Genomic DNA, 16,581 nt, shown 5'->3' on the forward strand with positions numbered 1-16,581 from the left:
TTGTGAAATATGTCCTGAACAAAAATGTTGAAGCTTGCATAAATTTTGTTCGGTTGCTGTGGCAAAAGGCGCCATCTTGCAATACGTATTACTACGTGAATAGCAGGAAATATTGAGATCATATAAAATGGCGGGCGATCAGCGCCGAAGAGCCCTGGTGATTGATAACAAAGAAAAGGAAGAAGCACATCATGAAGAAGACCCTGATTTCCCTCGCAATCCTCGCAGTATCGGGCAGCGCCTACGCCCAGTCGAACGTAACCATCTTCGGTATCATGGATGCCGGCATCGTGTCCGAACACGGTGGCAAGAACGGTAACGTGACCAAAGTGTCCTCCGGCGTCGCCAATGCATCGCGCATCGGCTTCAAAGGCACCGAAGACCTGGGTGGCGGCCTGTCCGCAGTGTTCCTGCTGGAAGGCGGCATCAAAGGCGACACCGGTGAATCCGACGTGTCCGGTTCCGTATTCCAGCGTCAGGCATACGTAGGCCTGGTGTCGAAATCGGCTGGTACCCTGACCCTGGGCCGCCAGTACACCCCTTGGTACAACGCCTTCGTACAAGTTGGCGATCCGTTCCAGGCTGGCCTGTCCGGTTCGGCCAAGAACATCTTCCCAGCAAACGGCATCAACGTACGTAACAGCAACTCGGTGTACTACAAGTCCCCAGACATGATGGGCATCACCGCTGAAGTGTTCTACGCTGCCGGCGAACAGAAGGAATCCTCGACCGGCCGTCAACTGGGCGCGTCGATCGGCTACAAGAACGGCGACTTCGAAGGCCGCCTGGCTTACAACAACCGCAACAACGACACCGTTGCCAACAACGTCGTGACCGGTCGTGACATTGGCCACAACACCCTGCTGGCCGTGAACTACGACTTCAAAGTTGTGAAAGCCTTCGCCATGTTCAACGCCAACAAGGGCCTGAACAGCGTTGCATACCCGAACGGCACTGCTTACACCGCAGCAGCAGTGGCTCCTTCGACCGACAGCCGCAACTACCTGCTGGGCGCGACCGTTCCTGTGTCGGCTGCCGGCTCCCTGGTGGCTTCCGTGGCCCGCGCGGATGACCGTGAAGTTGCCAACCGCGATGCTAACCAGTACGCAATCGGCTACCTGCACAAGCTGTCCCCACGCACCACCACCTACATGTCGTACGGCAAGATCAAGAACAAGAACGGCGCTTCCTTCACCGTTGGTAACAACGCTGAATCCGGCTCCGGTGACTCCGCTTACAACGTAGGCATCCGTCACACCTTCTAATCCAGCCTGTTCCTGGTCAAAAACGGCTGCCTCGCGCAGCCGTTTTTTTTTACAATGCTGACATGAAAACTTCCCATCGTATCGGCAGCGCACTGCTGCTCGCTTCAGTGACTGTCTTGCCGGCTGCGCTGGCGGCCAACAAGGCTGGCGGCCTGCCGCGCTACGGCATGGTGGTCTATTCCGACCTGTGCGTGCATGAAGGCAGCGGTGAATATGGCGGCCAGCGCATCACGCTGCAGCGCTTTGCCGAGGTCGATACTGTGATCTACGAGTACACGGCGGGGGGCTTGAGCTGGCCGCTGGTGGCGACCGACGTGAATGTCGACCCGCGCGGCAAGATGATGTACTTCACCGTGCAGGAAGGGGAAGAAGAACGCACTATCAGCGGCAAGTTCTCGCCCAATGGCGAAACCCTGACCCTCGATGGCGGCTATTGCGACGACCAGTCGCAGCCAATGGTGCTGTCAAAAGTGCGCGACTTCAGCCGCACTGCCAAGGCCTGCAAGGCCTGCCCCGCGCCAAAGCGTTAAGGGGAACTAAAACGGGTAGCTTTCTGTGTTGCGCTGCGCGTCCCACTTTGCAATGAATGTGCCGACGAACATGCCCACTATCGCTGCAACAATAAAGCTGGGCCAGGAGTCTGGGGCAATTATTGCCGATACGCCGGAGAAGAACACGCCAATACCGGTAGCGAATATAGTTCGCAGGACTAACGGGGGGGAGTGCGGGGTTTCAGGTAGGTATCGCGACTGAATGACTGGTTGCAGAAGTACTTTGCGGCCGGCGGTGAGTGCACTTTCCACGAGCTCCATTTGTGAATCCTGCTTGCGAAGCATGGCCGGATCGATTTCGAGCACCAAAACATCATTCTGTTGACCAATCTTGCTGGATGGGTCATTGCATGATTTGCTTATCATATCGTTCCTCTCGCGAAATATCCCATAACAAGCGTGAGTGCCGCCAGTATCCCTGCAAAAGATTTCAATGCCATTGTCGGCGTCCAGCCAGTTTTGCTCCCACGGAGATGCATCGCGGAGGTTAGTAACACACAGCAAAACACTGCTGTAGCGATGCAGCCTGCTGTCAAGGCAGGATGAATATCGCTTGTGCTCATCAACCGAACGATGGATTGAATGTCAATCACGATAGCCCCGTAAAGCCAACCCAGCGGGTCAAAAGCTTCGCGCCAAGCGAACGGATTAGTGCTTCCGGCGATCTTGAAACATAGGCCTACGAGCAGGTAGAGCCCGCCTGCTCCAAACAGGGCGGCGATTCCTTCAATTAGCAACCAGCGAATTGGTTCGTTCATCATACGCCTTCGCGTGCGTGGATGTAGCGAACGTACTGCCGAATGGCTCGAAGCGATAGGCGAAAAATCAAAGGGCTGGCCGCGCGATTGCGGGCCAGCCCTTTAGCCGGGTGCAGCGGGGATTATTTGCCGGCGGCGACGGCTTGCTTGCGGATGGTGTCGAGGGTGGCGCCTGGCGTGATCAGGTTGCCGTCGTAGCGCAACTCGATGATGGCCGGGAGGCTTTGCTCGCGGGTGAAGGCGAGGGCGCGTTGCAAGGCCGGGGCGAAGTCTTCGGTGGCCGCAACGGTTTCGCCATGGCCGCCGAAGGCGCGCGCCACTGCGGCGAAGTCCGGGTTGTGCAGCGTGGTGCCGGAGACGCGGCCAGGATACTCGCGCTCCTGGTGCATGCGGATGGTGCCGAACATCTGGTTGTTGAAGACGATGATGATCAAGCCCGCCTTGTACTGCACGGCGGTGGCCAGCTCCTGGCCGTTCATCAGGTATTCGCCGTCGCCTGCAAACGTCACCACGGTGCGGGATGGACCGATGATCTTTGCAGCCACGCCGGACGGCACGGAGTAACCCATGGCGCCGCTGGTGGGCGCGAGCTGGGTGCGCATCTGGCCATACGGCCAGTAGCGGTGCGCCCACGTGGCGTAGTTGCCGGCGCCATTGGTGATGATGGTGTCGGCAGGGCACTGGGCCTTCAGTTCCTGCACTACTTGCCACAGGTTCAGCGGGGCGTTGTTGTCCTTGAAGATCGAGGGCTGCTGCTGCCAGGCGTTATACTCGGCGCGCGCCTGTTCGACGCTGTCGCGCCATGCGCTCGCATCGACCGGCTCCATTGCCGCCAGCATGGCCGCAGCCTGCGGCATGCCGGAAGCGATCATCAACTCGCCCTGGTAGACGCTGCCCAGTTCTTCGGGACTGGCGTGGATGTGCACCAGGCGCTGTTGCGGCACCGGCGAGGCGATGATGGAGTAGCCGCTGGTGGTCATTTCACCGAGGCGCGGGCCGATGGCGATCAGCACGTCGGCTTCTTTCACGCGTGCAGCCAGCTTCGGATTGATGCCGATGCCGACGTCGCCGATGTAGTTCGGGTGGGTGTTGTCCAGCAGGTCCTGGAAACGGAAGGCGCAGCCGACCGGCAGGTGGTTCGCTTCGGCGAACTTGCGGATGTCGGCCGTGGCTTGTTCATTCCAGCCGCCGCCGCCCAGCAGCAGCATCGGGCGCTTGGCTTCGGACAGCATCTGGCGCAGTTGCGCCACCTGCGGTGCGGAAGGCGCGCCCTGGGTCGGCACGTAGGCGCGGGTGTCGGCCACGGTGGCTTTGGCGGTCAGCATGTCTTCCGGCAGGGCCAGCACCACGGGGCCTGGACGGCCGCTGGTGGCGACCTGGAAGGCGCGTGCAATGTATTCGGGGATGCGGTCGGCGCGGTCGATCTGGGCTACCCATTTCGCCATCTGGCCGAACATGCGGCGGTAATCGACTTCCTGGAAGGCTTCGCGGTCCATGAAATCGCTGCCGACCTGGCCGATGAACAGGATCATCGGGGTCGAATCCTGGAAGGCTGTATGCACGCCGATCGAGGCATTGGTGGCGCCCGGGCCGCGGGTCACGAAGCAGATGCCTGGCTTGCCGGTCATCTTGCCGTAGGCGTCGGCCATGAAGGCAGCGCCGCCTTCCTGGCGGTTGATGATGAAGCGGATGCCGGATTCGTGCAGGGCGTCCAGCACGTCCAGGTAGCTTTCGCCTGGCACGCCGAAGGCGGTATCGGTGCCGTGGACTTTCAGCGCATCGACCAGGATCTGGCCGCCGGAACGAGGAGTTTGCGTCATGGTACTTGCCTTCTTATACATGGATTTGGCATTCTATGCCTGTGCTAGGGAAATGGCTTTCGGTTTTGCGACACCAAATTATATGGACGGCGTCAGGGCCCAACACCCAACACGGCTGCGCCGTGTCAGGTATCGGGACCTGACCCCGGGTAAATAATGTTGGTGTCAGGGCCTAACACCCAACACGGCTTCGCCGTGTCAGGTATCGGGACCTGACCCCGGGTAAATAATGTTGGTGTCAGGGCCTAACACCCAACACGGCTTCGCCGTGTCAGGTATCAGGACCTGACCCCAATGATGTAAAATATCGCCCGAAGCAAGCCAGACAGCCGCTGGCCGAGGTAGAAATACCGAGGCGGGAGGAAGGTCCGGACTCCATAGAGCGGGGTGACGGTTAACGGCCGTCCGCTGAAAGCCAGCAATGGTATAAGGCGAGGAATAGGGCCACAGAGACGAGCGTATTAAGTTACGGTGAAACGCGGTAACCTCCACCTGGTGCAATTTCAAATAGGCACGCGATGATGTTGCTCGCGGAGCGTGCGGGTAGAAAGCTTGAGCGGCGGAGTAATCCGTCGCCTAGAGGAATGGCTGTCATAGCACCTTCGGGTGCCGTAACAAAATCCGGCCTATCGGCTTGCTTCAACTAATTCTTGAGAGATGACTCAATACATCCTCGCCCTGGACCAGGGCACAACCAGTTCGCGCGCCATCCTGTTCGACCACGAGGGCAAAATCGCAGGATGCGCGGCGCAGGAATTCCCCCAGCACTTCCCCCAGCCCGGCTGGGTTGAACACGACGCCAACGAAATCTGGAACAGCCAGATCACCGTGGCCCGCAAGGTCCTGCAGGACTTCGATATCAGGAAGGTGCGTGCGATCGGCATCACCAACCAGCGCGAAACCACCGTGGTGTGGGACCGCAAGACCGGCGAACCGATCGCGCCGGCCATCGTGTGGCAAGACCGCCGCACCGCCGATTACTGCGAAGAGCTGCGCGCCGCCGGCAAGGCAAAGATGATCTGCGACGCGACCGGCCTTGAGCTGGACGCCTACTTTTCCGCCACCAAGGTCAAATGGATCCTGGACCACGTGCCGGGCGCGCGCGAACGCGCGCGCAAGGGCGCGCTGTGCTTCGGCACCATCGACTCCTGGCTGGCCTGGAAGCTGTGCGGCGTGCACGTCACCGACGTATCGAATGCCTCGCGCACCATGCTGTTCAACATCCACCTGATGCGCTGGGACTCGGACCTGCTGCACCTGTTCGACATCCCCGAAGAAATGCTGCCGCAGGTGGTCTCCTCCAGCGAGGAAGTGGGCGCCACGCGCGACGCGCTGTTCGGCCATGCGATTCCGGTGGCTGGCATCGCCGGCGACCAGCAGGCCGCCACGTTCGGCCAGGCCTGCCACAAGCCGGGCATGGTGAAGAATACCTACGGCACCGGATGCTTCATGCTGATGCACGCAGGCCGCCATCCGCGCACCTCGCACAACCGCCTGCTGTCTACCGTGGGCTGGCGCGTCGACGGCGCCACCGACTACATGCTGGAAGGCTCGGTGTTCATGGGCGGCGCCACCGTGCAATGGCTGCGCGATGGGCTGGGCATCATCCAGCAATCGAGCGACGTGGAGGCGCTGGCCAACAGCGTGCCAGACAGCGGCGGCGTGTTCCTGGTGCCGGCCTTCGTCGGCCTTGGCGCGCCGCACTGGGACCCTTATGCGCGCGGCACCATCGTCGGCCTGACGCGAGGCAGCAACAAGGCCCATATCGCGCGCGCCGCCGTGGAATCGATCGCCTACCAGAGCGCCGAGCTGCTGGCCGCCATGCAGAAGGATGCTTCCATGCCGGTGACGGAAGTGCGCGCCGACGGCGGCGCCGCCCGCAATGACATGCTGATGCAGTTCCAGTCCGACTTGCTGGGCGTGCCCGTGCTGCGCCCGAAAGTCACCGAAACGACAGCGTTGGGCGCGGCCTACCTGGCCGGCCTGGCTGTCGGCTTCTGGGAGTCGCAGGAAGAAATCGCCACGCAATGGGCCTGCGAGCGCCGCTTCACGCCAAACATGGGGGATGACCAGCGGGCCGAGTTGCTGGCAAAATGGAATCGCGCCACAGAGCGCGCCAAAGCTTGGGAGACACCTTTATGATGGACCGTCCGTGGAACGTGGAGCTGGACGCGATCGAGAAACTGTTCGACGCGATGACTGAAGTAGCCTTCTTCGTGAAGGATCGCGATGGCCGCTATGTGGCCGTCAACAACACGCTGGCGCGCCGCTGCGGGCTGCGCAACAAGTCCGACATCCTCGGCAAGACGGTGATGGACGTGCATCCGCGCCCGCTCGCCGCCGCCTATGAGGCGCAGGACCGGCAGGTGATCGACATGGGCGCCACCATCGAAAAGCACCTGGAGCTGCACCTGTACCCGAACCGCCGCCGCGGCTGGTGCCTGACCCATAAAGCCCCGCTGCGCAACGAGCAGGGCGATATCGTCGGCCTGGTCGGCACCTCGCACGACCTCGGCCTGGTCGATGAACAGCACCCGGTGTACCGCCAGGTGGCGCGCATTGCGCAGCGCATCCGCGAGAACTTCCACATGCAGCTGAACCTGGCCGACCTGGCGCGCGAGGAAGGCCTGTCGCTGGCGCGCGTGGAGCGCCTGTTCCAGAAGGTCTTCCATTACAGCCCGCGCCAGCTGCTGCTGCAATCGCGGCTGGAAGGCGCGCTGGCGCTGATTGAAGCCTACCCTGGCCGCAGCATCGCCGAGATCGCGCGCGAATGCGGCTATACCGACCACAGCGCCTTCAGCCGCCAGTTCAAGGCGATGACGGGTTATACGCCAAGCCAGTTCCGAACCGGCTCCGGCGCGCGTCCGCCTGTGGCTTTTTCGCCCATCGCCTGTGCAGTTCACGTTGCCTGACGCAGCGAAATCACCATAACGGCGCGCACGATTGAAGCCGCGCCGCCTCTCCTCGATAGCATGGGCGCTCCCATTACTATAAAGAAGAGGTGGAGATCATGATGTTGAAAGCAATCGGCGCAGCAGCCCTGCTGCTCGCCGCGCAAGCCCACGCGGACAGCGGCGACAAGCTGCACCAGCCGCCCGCACCGCACCAGCGGCAAACCCTGCCGCCGACGGTGGAGCAAAGCAAATACGACCTGGCGCCGACGCGCAAGCCGCGCAACGACCTGATGCCGCGCAACCTGAAGACCAGCATGACGCTCATGTCCGCAACGCCGCAGTGCAAGGACATGAACACCCTGGCCAGCTACAGCGGCGCCGCGCTGGCCGAATACGTGGCCACGCTGCCAGACTACGAGTGCACCTATCCCTTGTTCTCCGCCGCGCCGGCGCTGGCCGCCAGCATCTATTCCAGCGCCAACGTGAGCGCCGTCGCCAGCCGCCTGGCCAGCGAAGCGGCCAGCTACAACGGCACCAACATGAAGCTGGTGAACCTGGTGCTTTACCTGCGCGCCGGCTATTACCAGGCCAGCGGCGGCACCATTCCTGCGCTGACCGAATCGGTGCGTGCCCCGCTGCGCATGGCCATCCACGGCCTGGTGCAGGGCAACGGCCTGTACGCCAACAACTCCGTGGCGCCGACCACCGCTGGCGAAACATGGAAGCTGGTCACCAATATGCACGACGAAGTGCAGTTCCTGCCGGACGCGAAAGCGACCGTCGCGCGCTTCACCAATACCTCAGCCAGGCCGACTGCGGCAGAAGCGCTGAAGCAGGACAGCGCCGGCGGCGGCATGACCGGCGCGCTGACCGTGCTGTTCCGCGGCCATACATCGCCGGATGTCGGCACCACGCTGTCGAACGACATCTCCTACGCCAACACGCTGTACGCCTTCATCACCAACAACAAATCGGCGCTGCTGAACTCCAATGCCGGCTACCAGTTGACCGATGCCTCGAACGAGACTTTCCGCTTCATGCAGTACGCCGGCCTGAAGCCGCAAGTGAAACCGATGGTACAGAACACGCTGAACACCAGCACCATGCTGGGCGCCGACAGCGGCATGTGGCTGGCGGCGGCGCAAGCGGTCAAGTACTACGACAACAGCAATTGCGCGCAGTACGGCGTGTGCAACTACGAAGCCCAGCTGGCCAATGCCGTGCTGAAGACCAGCTACAACTGCAGCCCGACCCTGCGCCTGCGCGCACAGGACGTGACCCAGGCGCAGGTGCAGGAAATCTGCTCCGCACTGGCGACGGAAGAGGGTTATGCCCACACCATGCTGCAGACCAACCGCACCCCGGTGGCACACGACAACAACACCGCGCTGGAACTGGTAGTGTTCGATGACTACGCCAACTACAGCAAATACGCCGGCGTGATCTACGGTATCGACACCAACAACGGCGGCATGTACCTGGAAGGCGATCCTTCCGTGCTCGGCAACCAGGCGCGCTTCATTGCCCACGAGGCGTCGTGGCTGCGCCCGACCTTCAAGGTGTGGAACCTGGAGCACGAGTTCGTTCATTACATCGACGGCCGCTTCGACATGTACGGCGACTTCGGCCAAGGCACGTCGGTGCCGACCGTGTGGTGGATCGAAGGCATCGCGGAATACCTGTCGCTGAAGAATAACAACCAGCCGGCCATCGACATGGCGCGCAGCCGCAAGTACCGCCTGAGCGACATCTTCGGCAATACCTACTCGATGTCCGACTACCAGGACCGCGCCTACCGCTGGGGCTATATGGCGGCGCGCTTCATGGTCGAGCGTCACCGTTCCGACGTGGACCAGGTGCTGGCCAAGTTCCGTGTCGGCGACTACGCGCGCTACAACGACTTCATGCGCGACATCGGCACCCGCTACGACAGCGAGTTCACCGCCTGGGCCGACGCGGCCACCACGGCCGGCGAACCACCGCTGCCTGACAGCGTATCCAACCTGCCGACCTGCAGCGGCCAGGCTTCGCCAACTTACCTTGGCAAGAACTGCGCCATCCGCAACCTGTCTTCCAGTTCGCGCACCTACCTGCACCTGATCGTGCCGGCCGGGGCGAAAAACGTGAAGATCATGAGCGCTGGCGGCAGTGGCAATATGGACATGTACGTGGCCCTGAACCGCTACCCGACCACCACGTCCTATGATGTCGCCTCCACCAACTCGGGCAATGCGGAAAATATCAGCATCCCAAGCCCGGTCGCCAACCAGTGGTATTACATCACGCTGGAAGCGAAGCAGCCGTTCAGCGGCGTCACGGTAGGCGTCACTTACGAGTGAGAAGTATCGCAAGCCGTATAATGTAGGCAAGCGGCGACCACGCCATTTGTCTATACAAGTTGCCGCCCAGTCCACGCTGGGCGGCATTGTTCTTTTGAGGGTAGAAATCGCGCGCAAAGCGCGGCAGGCAGTCATTCCCCCGGTTATCGGGTCTACGGCACTTGTTGTTAAATTGATAAAGTGTCGTTGTCTTCAGGCAACCAATCGCTGATTTGCAAATTTATTTTTAGTCATTTTTACAGCGTTTGGCCAGCCCTGCACGTGAAGTAGCACTTTCAGTATCTTTCATAAGTCCCTAATTTCTCAATGGTTTTTACTTCGGCCATTTCTCAAGGAATGCCGCTAAGTCCTTAATTTCATTGGACAAATCGCTGTTTTCGCTTGGGAAAATCGCTTGACCACCTTGTGAGCATCCTCTAAAGTGGGCGATAGTGTGAAAAAGTGTAGTTTTGTGGGATTTTTTAGATAAGGTTAAGTCGTGTTCCAAGGCGCGTCCGCGATCACATTAGATGCGAAAGGCCGGATGTCCATCCCGGCCAAGCATCGTGACGCACTGATGATCCAGTGTGAAGGACGCCTCACGCTTACCAAACACCCGGACGGTTGCCTGTTGATGTACCCGCGCCACGTCTGGGAAGCCAAGCGCGACCAGATCGCCTCGTGGCCGATGTCGGCCCGCGGCTGGCAGCGCATCCTGCTGGGCAATGCCGCCGACGTCGAGATGGATTCGGCCGGCCGCATCCTCGTTGCCCCTGAACTGCGCGACGCTGTCGGCCTTGGCCGCGAAGTCGTGCTGTCCGGCATGCTGACCCACTTCGAGATCTGGGATCCGGTCAAGCGCGCCGAAAACGAGCAAGCCACCATCGAGGTGGGCATGCCCGATACCCTGTCCGATTTCTCCTTCTGAGGCCCGGTTCAATATGACGACGACCTCGGTGCCAGAATTCCAGCATCGTACGGTGCTGTTAGATGAAGCGGTGGATGCGCTCGACCTGGAGGGCGCGCGCGCCAACGGCATCTATATAGATGGCACCTTCGGCCGCGGCGGCCATAGCCGCCTGATCCTGTCCCGACTGGGACCGGAAGCCCGCCTGATCGCCTTCGACAAAGACCTGCAAGCTATCGCCAACGCCGAAACCATCGGCGACAAGCGTTTCACCATCGTGCATGACAGCTTCGCCACCATGGCGGATGCGCTGGCCGAACGCGGCATTCCCGCCGTCGACGGCATTTTGCTGGACCTCGGCATCTCGTCACCACAAGTGGACGATGCTGCGCGCGGCTTCAGCTTCCGCAACGATGGCCCGCTCGACATGCGCATGGATACCACGCGCGGTATCTCCGCTGCCGAGTGGCTGGCCACGGAATCAGAAAAAACACTGGAAAAGGTGATAAGGGATTATGGGGAAGAACGGTTTGCTTTTCAGATTGCAAAGGCGATTGTTGCTCGCCGGGCAGTCGAGCCAATTTCAAGCACACGACAGCTTGCCGGTATCGTGGCAGGCGCGGTCAAGACTCGCGAGAAGGGCAAAGATCCGGCCACCCGCACCTTTCAGGCTATCCGGATTTTCGTCAATAAAGAGCTTGAGGACCTCGAATCGGCCCTGAGCCAGGCCTTCGACGCCCTGAAGCCGGGCGGCATCCTGGCCATCATCAGCTTCCATTCGCTGGAAGACCGCATGGTCAAGCAGTTCCTCGCCTCCAAGGCCAAGGTGGAGCAGCCGGACCGGCGCCTGCCGATCAAGGCGGCCGACCTGCCGCAGCCGGAGCTGAAACTGCTGGCCCGTATCAAGCCCTCCGACAAAGAGGTGGATGAAAACCCGCGCGCCCGTTCGGCCGTGATGCGGGTTGCCATGCGCCTGCCTTCCACCGGGGGCGTACCTTGAGCAACAAGGTCAATATCGTGTTGACGGCATTGCTGGTCGCATGCGGCCTTTCGGCCGTTAACGCGCAATACCAGGCGCGCCACCTGTTCGTGGACAAGGAGCGCGCCGAAGCGCAGGCGCGCCAGCTCGATACCGAGTGGGCCCAGCTCCAGCTCGACCAGTCGACGCTGGGCAAGCACGCCCGTATCGAGGAAATCGCACGCCGCGAACTGAACATGACCCAGCTCACGCCGAACCGCACCCAATACCTGACGGAGGGCGAAAAATGATGCGCTCCAGCGGTGGAACCGGATCGGCACGCGTGGCACGCTCGCAGGGCGTGGCCTTCTCGAAGAGCCCTGTATTGGCGGTGCGCCTGCCAAGCTGGCGCTCGCGCGTCGTGCTGTTCGGGATGTTCATCGCCTTCGGCGCGCTGGCAGCGCGGGCGGTCTGGCTGCAGGGTACTTCCAGCCAGCAGCAGTTCCTGCAGAAGGAAGGCGCCAACCGCTACCAGCGCACGCAGGAATTGCCGGCCGTGCGCGGCAAGATCACCGACCGCAACGGCCAGGTGCTGGCTTCGTCCATTCCCGTGCGCGCCATCTGGGCCGCGCCGGAAGAACTGCTGGCCGCGCCAAAAGAAAAAATCCGCGCCCTGGCCGGCCTGCTGGAAATGAGCGAAGCCGAACTGCGCAAGAAGCTCGATTCCGACCGCAACCTGGTCTACCTGAAGCGCCAGGTCGAGGTGGAAACCGCCGACAAGATCAAGGCGCTCGACCTGGACGGCATGGATATCCGCCCTGAATACAAGCGCTTCTACCCGCAAGGCGAGGTGATGACCCACCTGGTCGGCTTCACCAACGTCGACGACAAGGGGCAGGAATCGATGGAGCTGGCGCAGCAGGCCAACCTGGTCGGCAAGCCCGGCTCGCGCCGCGTCATCAAGGATGGCCGCGGCCACATCGTGGAAGATATCGGCGGCAAGGTCGAGCCGCATAACGGCAAGGACGTGGTGCTGTCGGTGGACAGCAAGATCCAGTACATCGCCTACACCCAGTTGAAGGCGGCCGTGGAGCACTTCGGCGCCAAGGCTGGCGGCGCCGTGGTGCTGGACGTGCATACCGGCGAAGTGCTGGCGCTGGCCAACTTCCCGAGTTACGACCCGAACGACCGCCGCAAACTCACAGGCGCGCAGCTGCGCAACCGAGTGATGACCGACACCTTCGAGCCGGGTTCCACGCTGAAGCCGATCACGGTGGCGCTTGCCCTGGACAGTGGGCGCGTCAAGCCGGGCACCTTCATCGATACCGGCGGCGGCAAGCTGACCATCGCCGACCGAACGATTTCCGATACCAAGGCGCACGGCGTGATCAATGTGGGGCAGATCATCGAAATGTCCTCGAATATCGGCACGTCGAAGATCGCGCTGAGCATGCCGGCCCAGGATATGTGGGAGATGTTCACCAAGGTCGGCTTCGGCCAGCAGCCCAAGTGGGGATTCCCCGGGGCTGTGGCGGGAAGGGTGCGGCCCTATAAATCCTGGCGGCCGATTGAGCAGGCGACCATGAGTTACGGTAACGGTATCTCGGTGTCGCTGATACAGCTGGCGCGGTCTTACATGATGTTTGCACGGAATGGTGACACCATTCCTTTGTCGTTTGAGAAGGTCGATAAAGAGCCGCTGGGCCAGCAGATCATCAAGCCCCAGACTGCCGCGCAGATGCGCGAGATGCTGGAGTCCGTGGTGTCGGGCAAGGACGGTACTGCCAAGAAGGCGCAGATTCCGGGCTACCGCGTGGGTGGCAAGACCGGCACCGCCTACAAGGTGGAGAACGGCCGCTATGCGATGCCGCGCAAGTACATCGGTTCCTTCGTCGGCATGGTGCCGATGTCGGCGCCGCGCTTCATCATTGCAGTCATGATCGACGAACCGACCCAGAACGGCCACTTTGGCGGCTCGGTCGCAGCACCAACTTTCGCGGCTGTCGCAATCAACGCATTGCGCGCCTCCAATGTGCCTCCTGACTCCAACGTCACCGAAATCGTGGTGCCGGCGGATACCGGACCGGAGGCCATGTAAATGACGACGATGAACCATCAAGAAATTATCAGCTGGATGCGCGAAGCTGCACCAGACGCACAACTGGCATCCGACTCGCGCCGCATCAAGCCCGGCGACGTGTTCTTTGCCTATCCGGGCGACGCCAAGGATGGCCGCACTTTCATTTCCGCAGCCATCGCCAACGGCGCCGCTGCCGTGGTGTACGACGACACCGATTACGCCTGGGATGCCGCGCCGGATTTACCACATGAGGTGCCGCACCTCGCTGTGCCGGGCCTGAAAAAACAGGCCGGCCCGATCGCGCACGCCTGGTACGGCCAGCCCGATGCGAGCATGTTCACTGTGGCCGTTACCGGCACCAATGGCAAGACCTCCTGCGCGGTGTGGACCGGACAGGCGCTGGCGAAGGTCGGCGAAACGACCGCCGTGATCGGCACGCTGGGCGTCGGCATGTTCCGCGCCCGCGGCGAAGTGGAATTCGACGAAACCGGCTACACCACGCCGGATGCGGTACTTCTGGCACGCAAGCTGAAGGACGTGCACGCCGACGGCGCCAATGCGCTCGCCATCGAAGCTTCATCCATCGGCCTGCACCAGGGCCGCACCGAAGGCATGCACTTCGACGTCGCGATCTTCACCAACCTGACGCGCGACCACCTGGACTACCACGGCGACGAAGCCAACTACGAAGCAGCCAAGACGATTTTGTTCGACTGGCCCGGCCTGAAGCACGCCGTGGTGAACCTGGACGACCCGATGGGCCATCGCCTGGTCGCGCACATCAAGGCGTCCAAGGCGGCACGCAAGCCGGCCATCATTGGCTACACGCTGAAAGACATCAAGGCCCAGCCGAACGTGCCGGGTATTTCGATGCTGCGAGCCAGCTCGCTGCGCAGCCGCAACCTGGGTACCGAATTCAACCTCGATTCCACCTTCGGCCACGCCCATGTGCGCACCCAGCTGGTTGGGCCGTTCAACGTGAGCAATGCACTGGCCGTGCTGGCCGCGCTGCTGGCGAAAGGCATTGCCTTCCGTACCGCCATTGACGGCATCGAATCGCTGCAGCCGGCCCCGGGCCGCATGCAGCAGATTGGCGGCCAGGAGGCGCCGATGGTCGTGATCGACTACGCCCATACGCCGGATGCGCTGGAAAAAACGCTGGAAGCCCTGCGCTCCGTGGCGTCCGACCGTGGCGGCCACCTGTGGTGCGTGTTCGGTTGCGGCGGCGACCGCGATCCTGGAAAGCGCCCGCAAATGGGCAGGATTTCGCAGATGGCCGAGCATGTACTCGTTACCAGCGACAACCCGCGCAGTGAAGATCCGGCCGACATCATTCGCCAGATCGTGGCGGGCATGGACGCCAACCATCCGAATTCCGAGTTCATGGCAGTGGAAGATCGCGCCGCGGCAATCCTGTCCGCTGTGCGCAACGCCGGCAAGGCGGATGTGATCCTGCTGGCAGGGAAGGGCCATGAGCCCTACCAGGAAATCAAGGGCCGCAAGATGCCGTTCTCGGATGCCGAGCACGCGCAGCTTGCCTTGTCTGCACGCCTGACCATGATGAGGCCGCACTGATGCGCAGCACGCTCGCCCACATCCTGCCGGCATTGACCGGCGCGCACCTGCACCATGGCGTCCTGTCCAGCGAGGCTGCACTGGCGCTCGACTTCGACGGCGTGTCGACCGACACCCGCACGGTCGGCGCTGGCCAGTTGTTTGTTGCGCTGCGCGGCGAGGTATTCGACGCCCACGACTTCCTGCAGCAGGTGGTCGACAAGGGCGTGGTCGCCGTCGTCGTGGAAAAGCTGCCGGAGGGGTGGACCCTGCCTGCCATCGTGGTGCCGGACACCCTGGTGGCGCTGGGCCAGATCGCCAACTACTGGCGCAGACAGTTTGCGCTGCCACTGGTATGCGTGACCGGTTCGAACGGCAAGACCACCGTCAAGGAGATGATCGCCTCGATCCTGGCCGCCGCCCATGGCGAAGAGGGCCGGCTGGCGACGCGCGGCAACCTGAATAACGAAATCGGCGTGCCGTTGACGCTGTTCCGCCTCAATGCTTCGCACCGTTCCGCCGTGGTGGAACTGGGCATGAACCATCCGGGCGAGATTGGCCGCCTCAGCGCGATTGCCGCACCGACGATCGGCATGGTGAACAACGCCCAGCGCGAGCACCAGGAATTCATGCACACGGTCGAAGCGGTGGCGCGCGAGAATGGCAGCGTGCTGGCGGCATTGCCGGGCGACGGCGTGGCCGTGTTCCCGCATGGCGACGAGTTCACACCGGTCTGGCATGAGTTGTCCGCCGGCCGCCGCGTGCTGACCTTCGGCCTCGACGCCGCTGCCAACGTGAGCTGCACCTTCACCGCCAACGACTTCGGCGCCGAGCTGGAAGTGACGCTGCGCCCTGCGGCAACCGAGCAGCCTGCCGGCCATGGCGCCGCCGCATCCTTCGCTGCGCCGGATGCCGTGCCGCGCCACTTCAGCGTGTCGCTGCAGGCCGCTGGCGAGCACAACGTGCGCAACGCGCTGGCCGCGATTGCCTGCACCTATGCCGCCGGCATCGACACTTCCACCATTCGCACTGGGCTGGAAGCTTTCGCGCCAGTGAACGGACGCCTGCAGAAAAAGCAGGCCGCCAACGGTGCACTGCTGATCGACGACACGTATAACGCCAACCCGGACTCCGTGCGCGCCGCCATCGACGTGCTGGCCAAGGCAAAAGCGCCACGCGTGCTGGTGCTCGGCGATATGGGGGAAGTCGGCACGCAGGGCAAGGAATTCCACGAAGAGGTGGCAGCCTATGCCGCCAGCAAAGGCATTGAGCACGTGCTGGCGACAGGCGAACTGGCGGCGCATATGGCGCCGCACGCAAAGCACTATAAAGAATTCGACGCGCTGCTGCAGGCCGTAAGTGCTGCAGTAACGCCGGATACAACCGTATTGATCAAGGGCTCCCGCTTCATGAAGATGGAACGGGTCGTGCAGCATTTGATTGGATCGCAACACGCTACAAAGGAAACACACTAAT

General features: G+C 62.0%; 14 protein-coding genes and 1 other RNA gene. 12 read left to right on the forward strand and 3 right to left on the reverse strand.

The window, feature by feature from the left end:
* The first annotated feature begins 191 nt into the window (after positions 1 to 191).
* Positions 192 to 1,265, forward strand: a complete 1,074-nt coding sequence (locus ACN9MW_RS07455) for a porin (protein ID WP_426169284.1) — start codon at positions 192 to 194, stop codon at positions 1,263 to 1,265.
* A 62-nt stretch (positions 1,266 to 1,327) separates the two neighbouring features.
* Positions 1,328 to 1,795, forward strand: coding sequence for a hypothetical protein (locus ACN9MW_RS07460; RefSeq protein WP_426169287.1), 468 nt, complete (start codon positions 1,328 to 1,330; stop codon positions 1,793 to 1,795).
* Between the two features lie 6 nt (positions 1,796 to 1,801).
* Here the strand turns inward: ACN9MW_RS07460 and ACN9MW_RS07465 are convergent, their stop codons facing one another.
* From ACN9MW_RS07465 to ACN9MW_RS07475, 3 genes are all read right to left on the reverse strand, one after another.
* Complete coding sequence (locus ACN9MW_RS07465) at positions 1,802 to 2,182, reverse strand: hypothetical protein (protein ID WP_426169289.1); 381 nt, start codon at positions 2,180 to 2,182, stop codon at positions 1,802 to 1,804.
* Entirely contained in the window at positions 2,179 to 2,577 is a 399-nt protein-coding gene (locus ACN9MW_RS07470; RefSeq protein ID WP_426169292.1) for a hypothetical protein, read from the reverse strand. Before ACN9MW_RS07470 ends, ACN9MW_RS07465 begins: the two co-directional genes overlap by 4 nt.
* A 119-nt stretch (positions 2,578 to 2,696) precedes the next feature.
* Positions 2,697 to 4,394 (reverse strand): thiamine pyrophosphate-binding protein, encoded by a 1,698-nt coding sequence (locus tag ACN9MW_RS07475; RefSeq protein WP_426169294.1) that lies wholly within the window; start codon positions 4,392 to 4,394, stop codon positions 2,697 to 2,699.
* A gap of 313 nt (positions 4,395 to 4,707) precedes the next feature.
* Here ACN9MW_RS07475 and rnpB point away from each other — a divergent pair.
* The 10 genes from rnpB to ACN9MW_RS07525 all read left to right on the forward strand — a co-directional run bounded on the left by rnpB (position 4,708) and on the right by ACN9MW_RS07525 (position 16,580).
* An RNA gene (gene rnpB, locus ACN9MW_RS07480) (RNase P RNA component class A) lies at positions 4,708 to 5,039 on the forward strand.
* A 12-nt stretch (positions 5,040 to 5,051) separates the two neighbouring features.
* Positions 5,052 to 6,536, forward strand: coding sequence for a glycerol kinase GlpK (glpK, locus tag ACN9MW_RS07485; protein ID WP_426169296.1), 1,485 nt, complete (start codon positions 5,052 to 5,054; stop codon positions 6,534 to 6,536).
* Positions 6,533 to 7,306: a PAS domain-containing protein gene (locus ACN9MW_RS07490; protein ID WP_426169299.1), complete on the forward strand. Its 774-nt coding sequence runs from the start codon at positions 6,533 to 6,535 to the stop codon at positions 7,304 to 7,306. The genes glpK and ACN9MW_RS07490 overlap by 4 nt, the downstream gene beginning before the upstream one ends.
* A gap of 98 nt (positions 7,307 to 7,404) precedes the next feature.
* Positions 7,405 to 9,627, forward strand: coding sequence for a collagenase (locus ACN9MW_RS07495; protein ID WP_426169302.1), 2,223 nt, complete (start codon positions 7,405 to 7,407; stop codon positions 9,625 to 9,627).
* A gap of 478 nt (positions 9,628 to 10,105) precedes the next feature.
* On the forward strand, positions 10,106 to 10,534 hold the full coding sequence (gene mraZ, locus ACN9MW_RS07500; protein ID WP_057261932.1) for a division/cell wall cluster transcriptional repressor MraZ: 429 nt from the start codon (positions 10,106 to 10,108) through the stop codon (positions 10,532 to 10,534).
* Positions 10,535 to 10,547: 13 nt separating this feature from the next.
* The gene (gene rsmH / locus ACN9MW_RS07505) at positions 10,548 to 11,513 is read left to right on the forward strand and encodes a 16S rRNA (cytosine(1402)-N(4))-methyltransferase RsmH (RefSeq protein ID WP_426169305.1); all 966 of its coding nucleotides are present in this window, start codon (positions 10,548 to 10,550) and stop codon (positions 11,511 to 11,513) included.
* On the forward strand, positions 11,510 to 11,782 hold the full coding sequence (gene ftsL / locus ACN9MW_RS07510) for a cell division protein FtsL (protein WP_130315381.1): 273 nt from the start codon (positions 11,510 to 11,512) through the stop codon (positions 11,780 to 11,782). The genes rsmH and ftsL overlap by 4 nt, the downstream gene beginning before the upstream one ends.
* Positions 11,782 to 13,569, forward strand: coding sequence for a peptidoglycan D,D-transpeptidase FtsI family protein (locus ACN9MW_RS07515; protein WP_426172138.1), 1,788 nt, complete (start codon positions 11,782 to 11,784; stop codon positions 13,567 to 13,569). The genes ftsL and ACN9MW_RS07515 overlap by 1 nt, the downstream gene beginning before the upstream one ends.
* Complete coding sequence (locus tag ACN9MW_RS07520) at positions 13,570 to 15,126, forward strand: UDP-N-acetylmuramoyl-L-alanyl-D-glutamate--2,6-diaminopimelate ligase (protein ID WP_426169307.1); 1,557 nt, start codon at positions 13,570 to 13,572, stop codon at positions 15,124 to 15,126.
* A complete protein-coding gene (locus ACN9MW_RS07525) occupies positions 15,126 to 16,580 on the forward strand; it encodes a UDP-N-acetylmuramoyl-tripeptide--D-alanyl-D-alanine ligase (RefSeq protein WP_426169310.1) in 1,455 nt (484 codons plus the stop codon). The genes ACN9MW_RS07520 and ACN9MW_RS07525 overlap by 1 nt, the downstream gene beginning before the upstream one ends.
* Position 16,581: the final 1 nt, after the last annotated feature.

The organism is Pseudoduganella sp. R-34, from assembly GCF_049904655.1.
Taxonomy (GTDB): Bacteria; Pseudomonadota; Gammaproteobacteria; order Burkholderiales; family Burkholderiaceae_D; genus Rugamonas.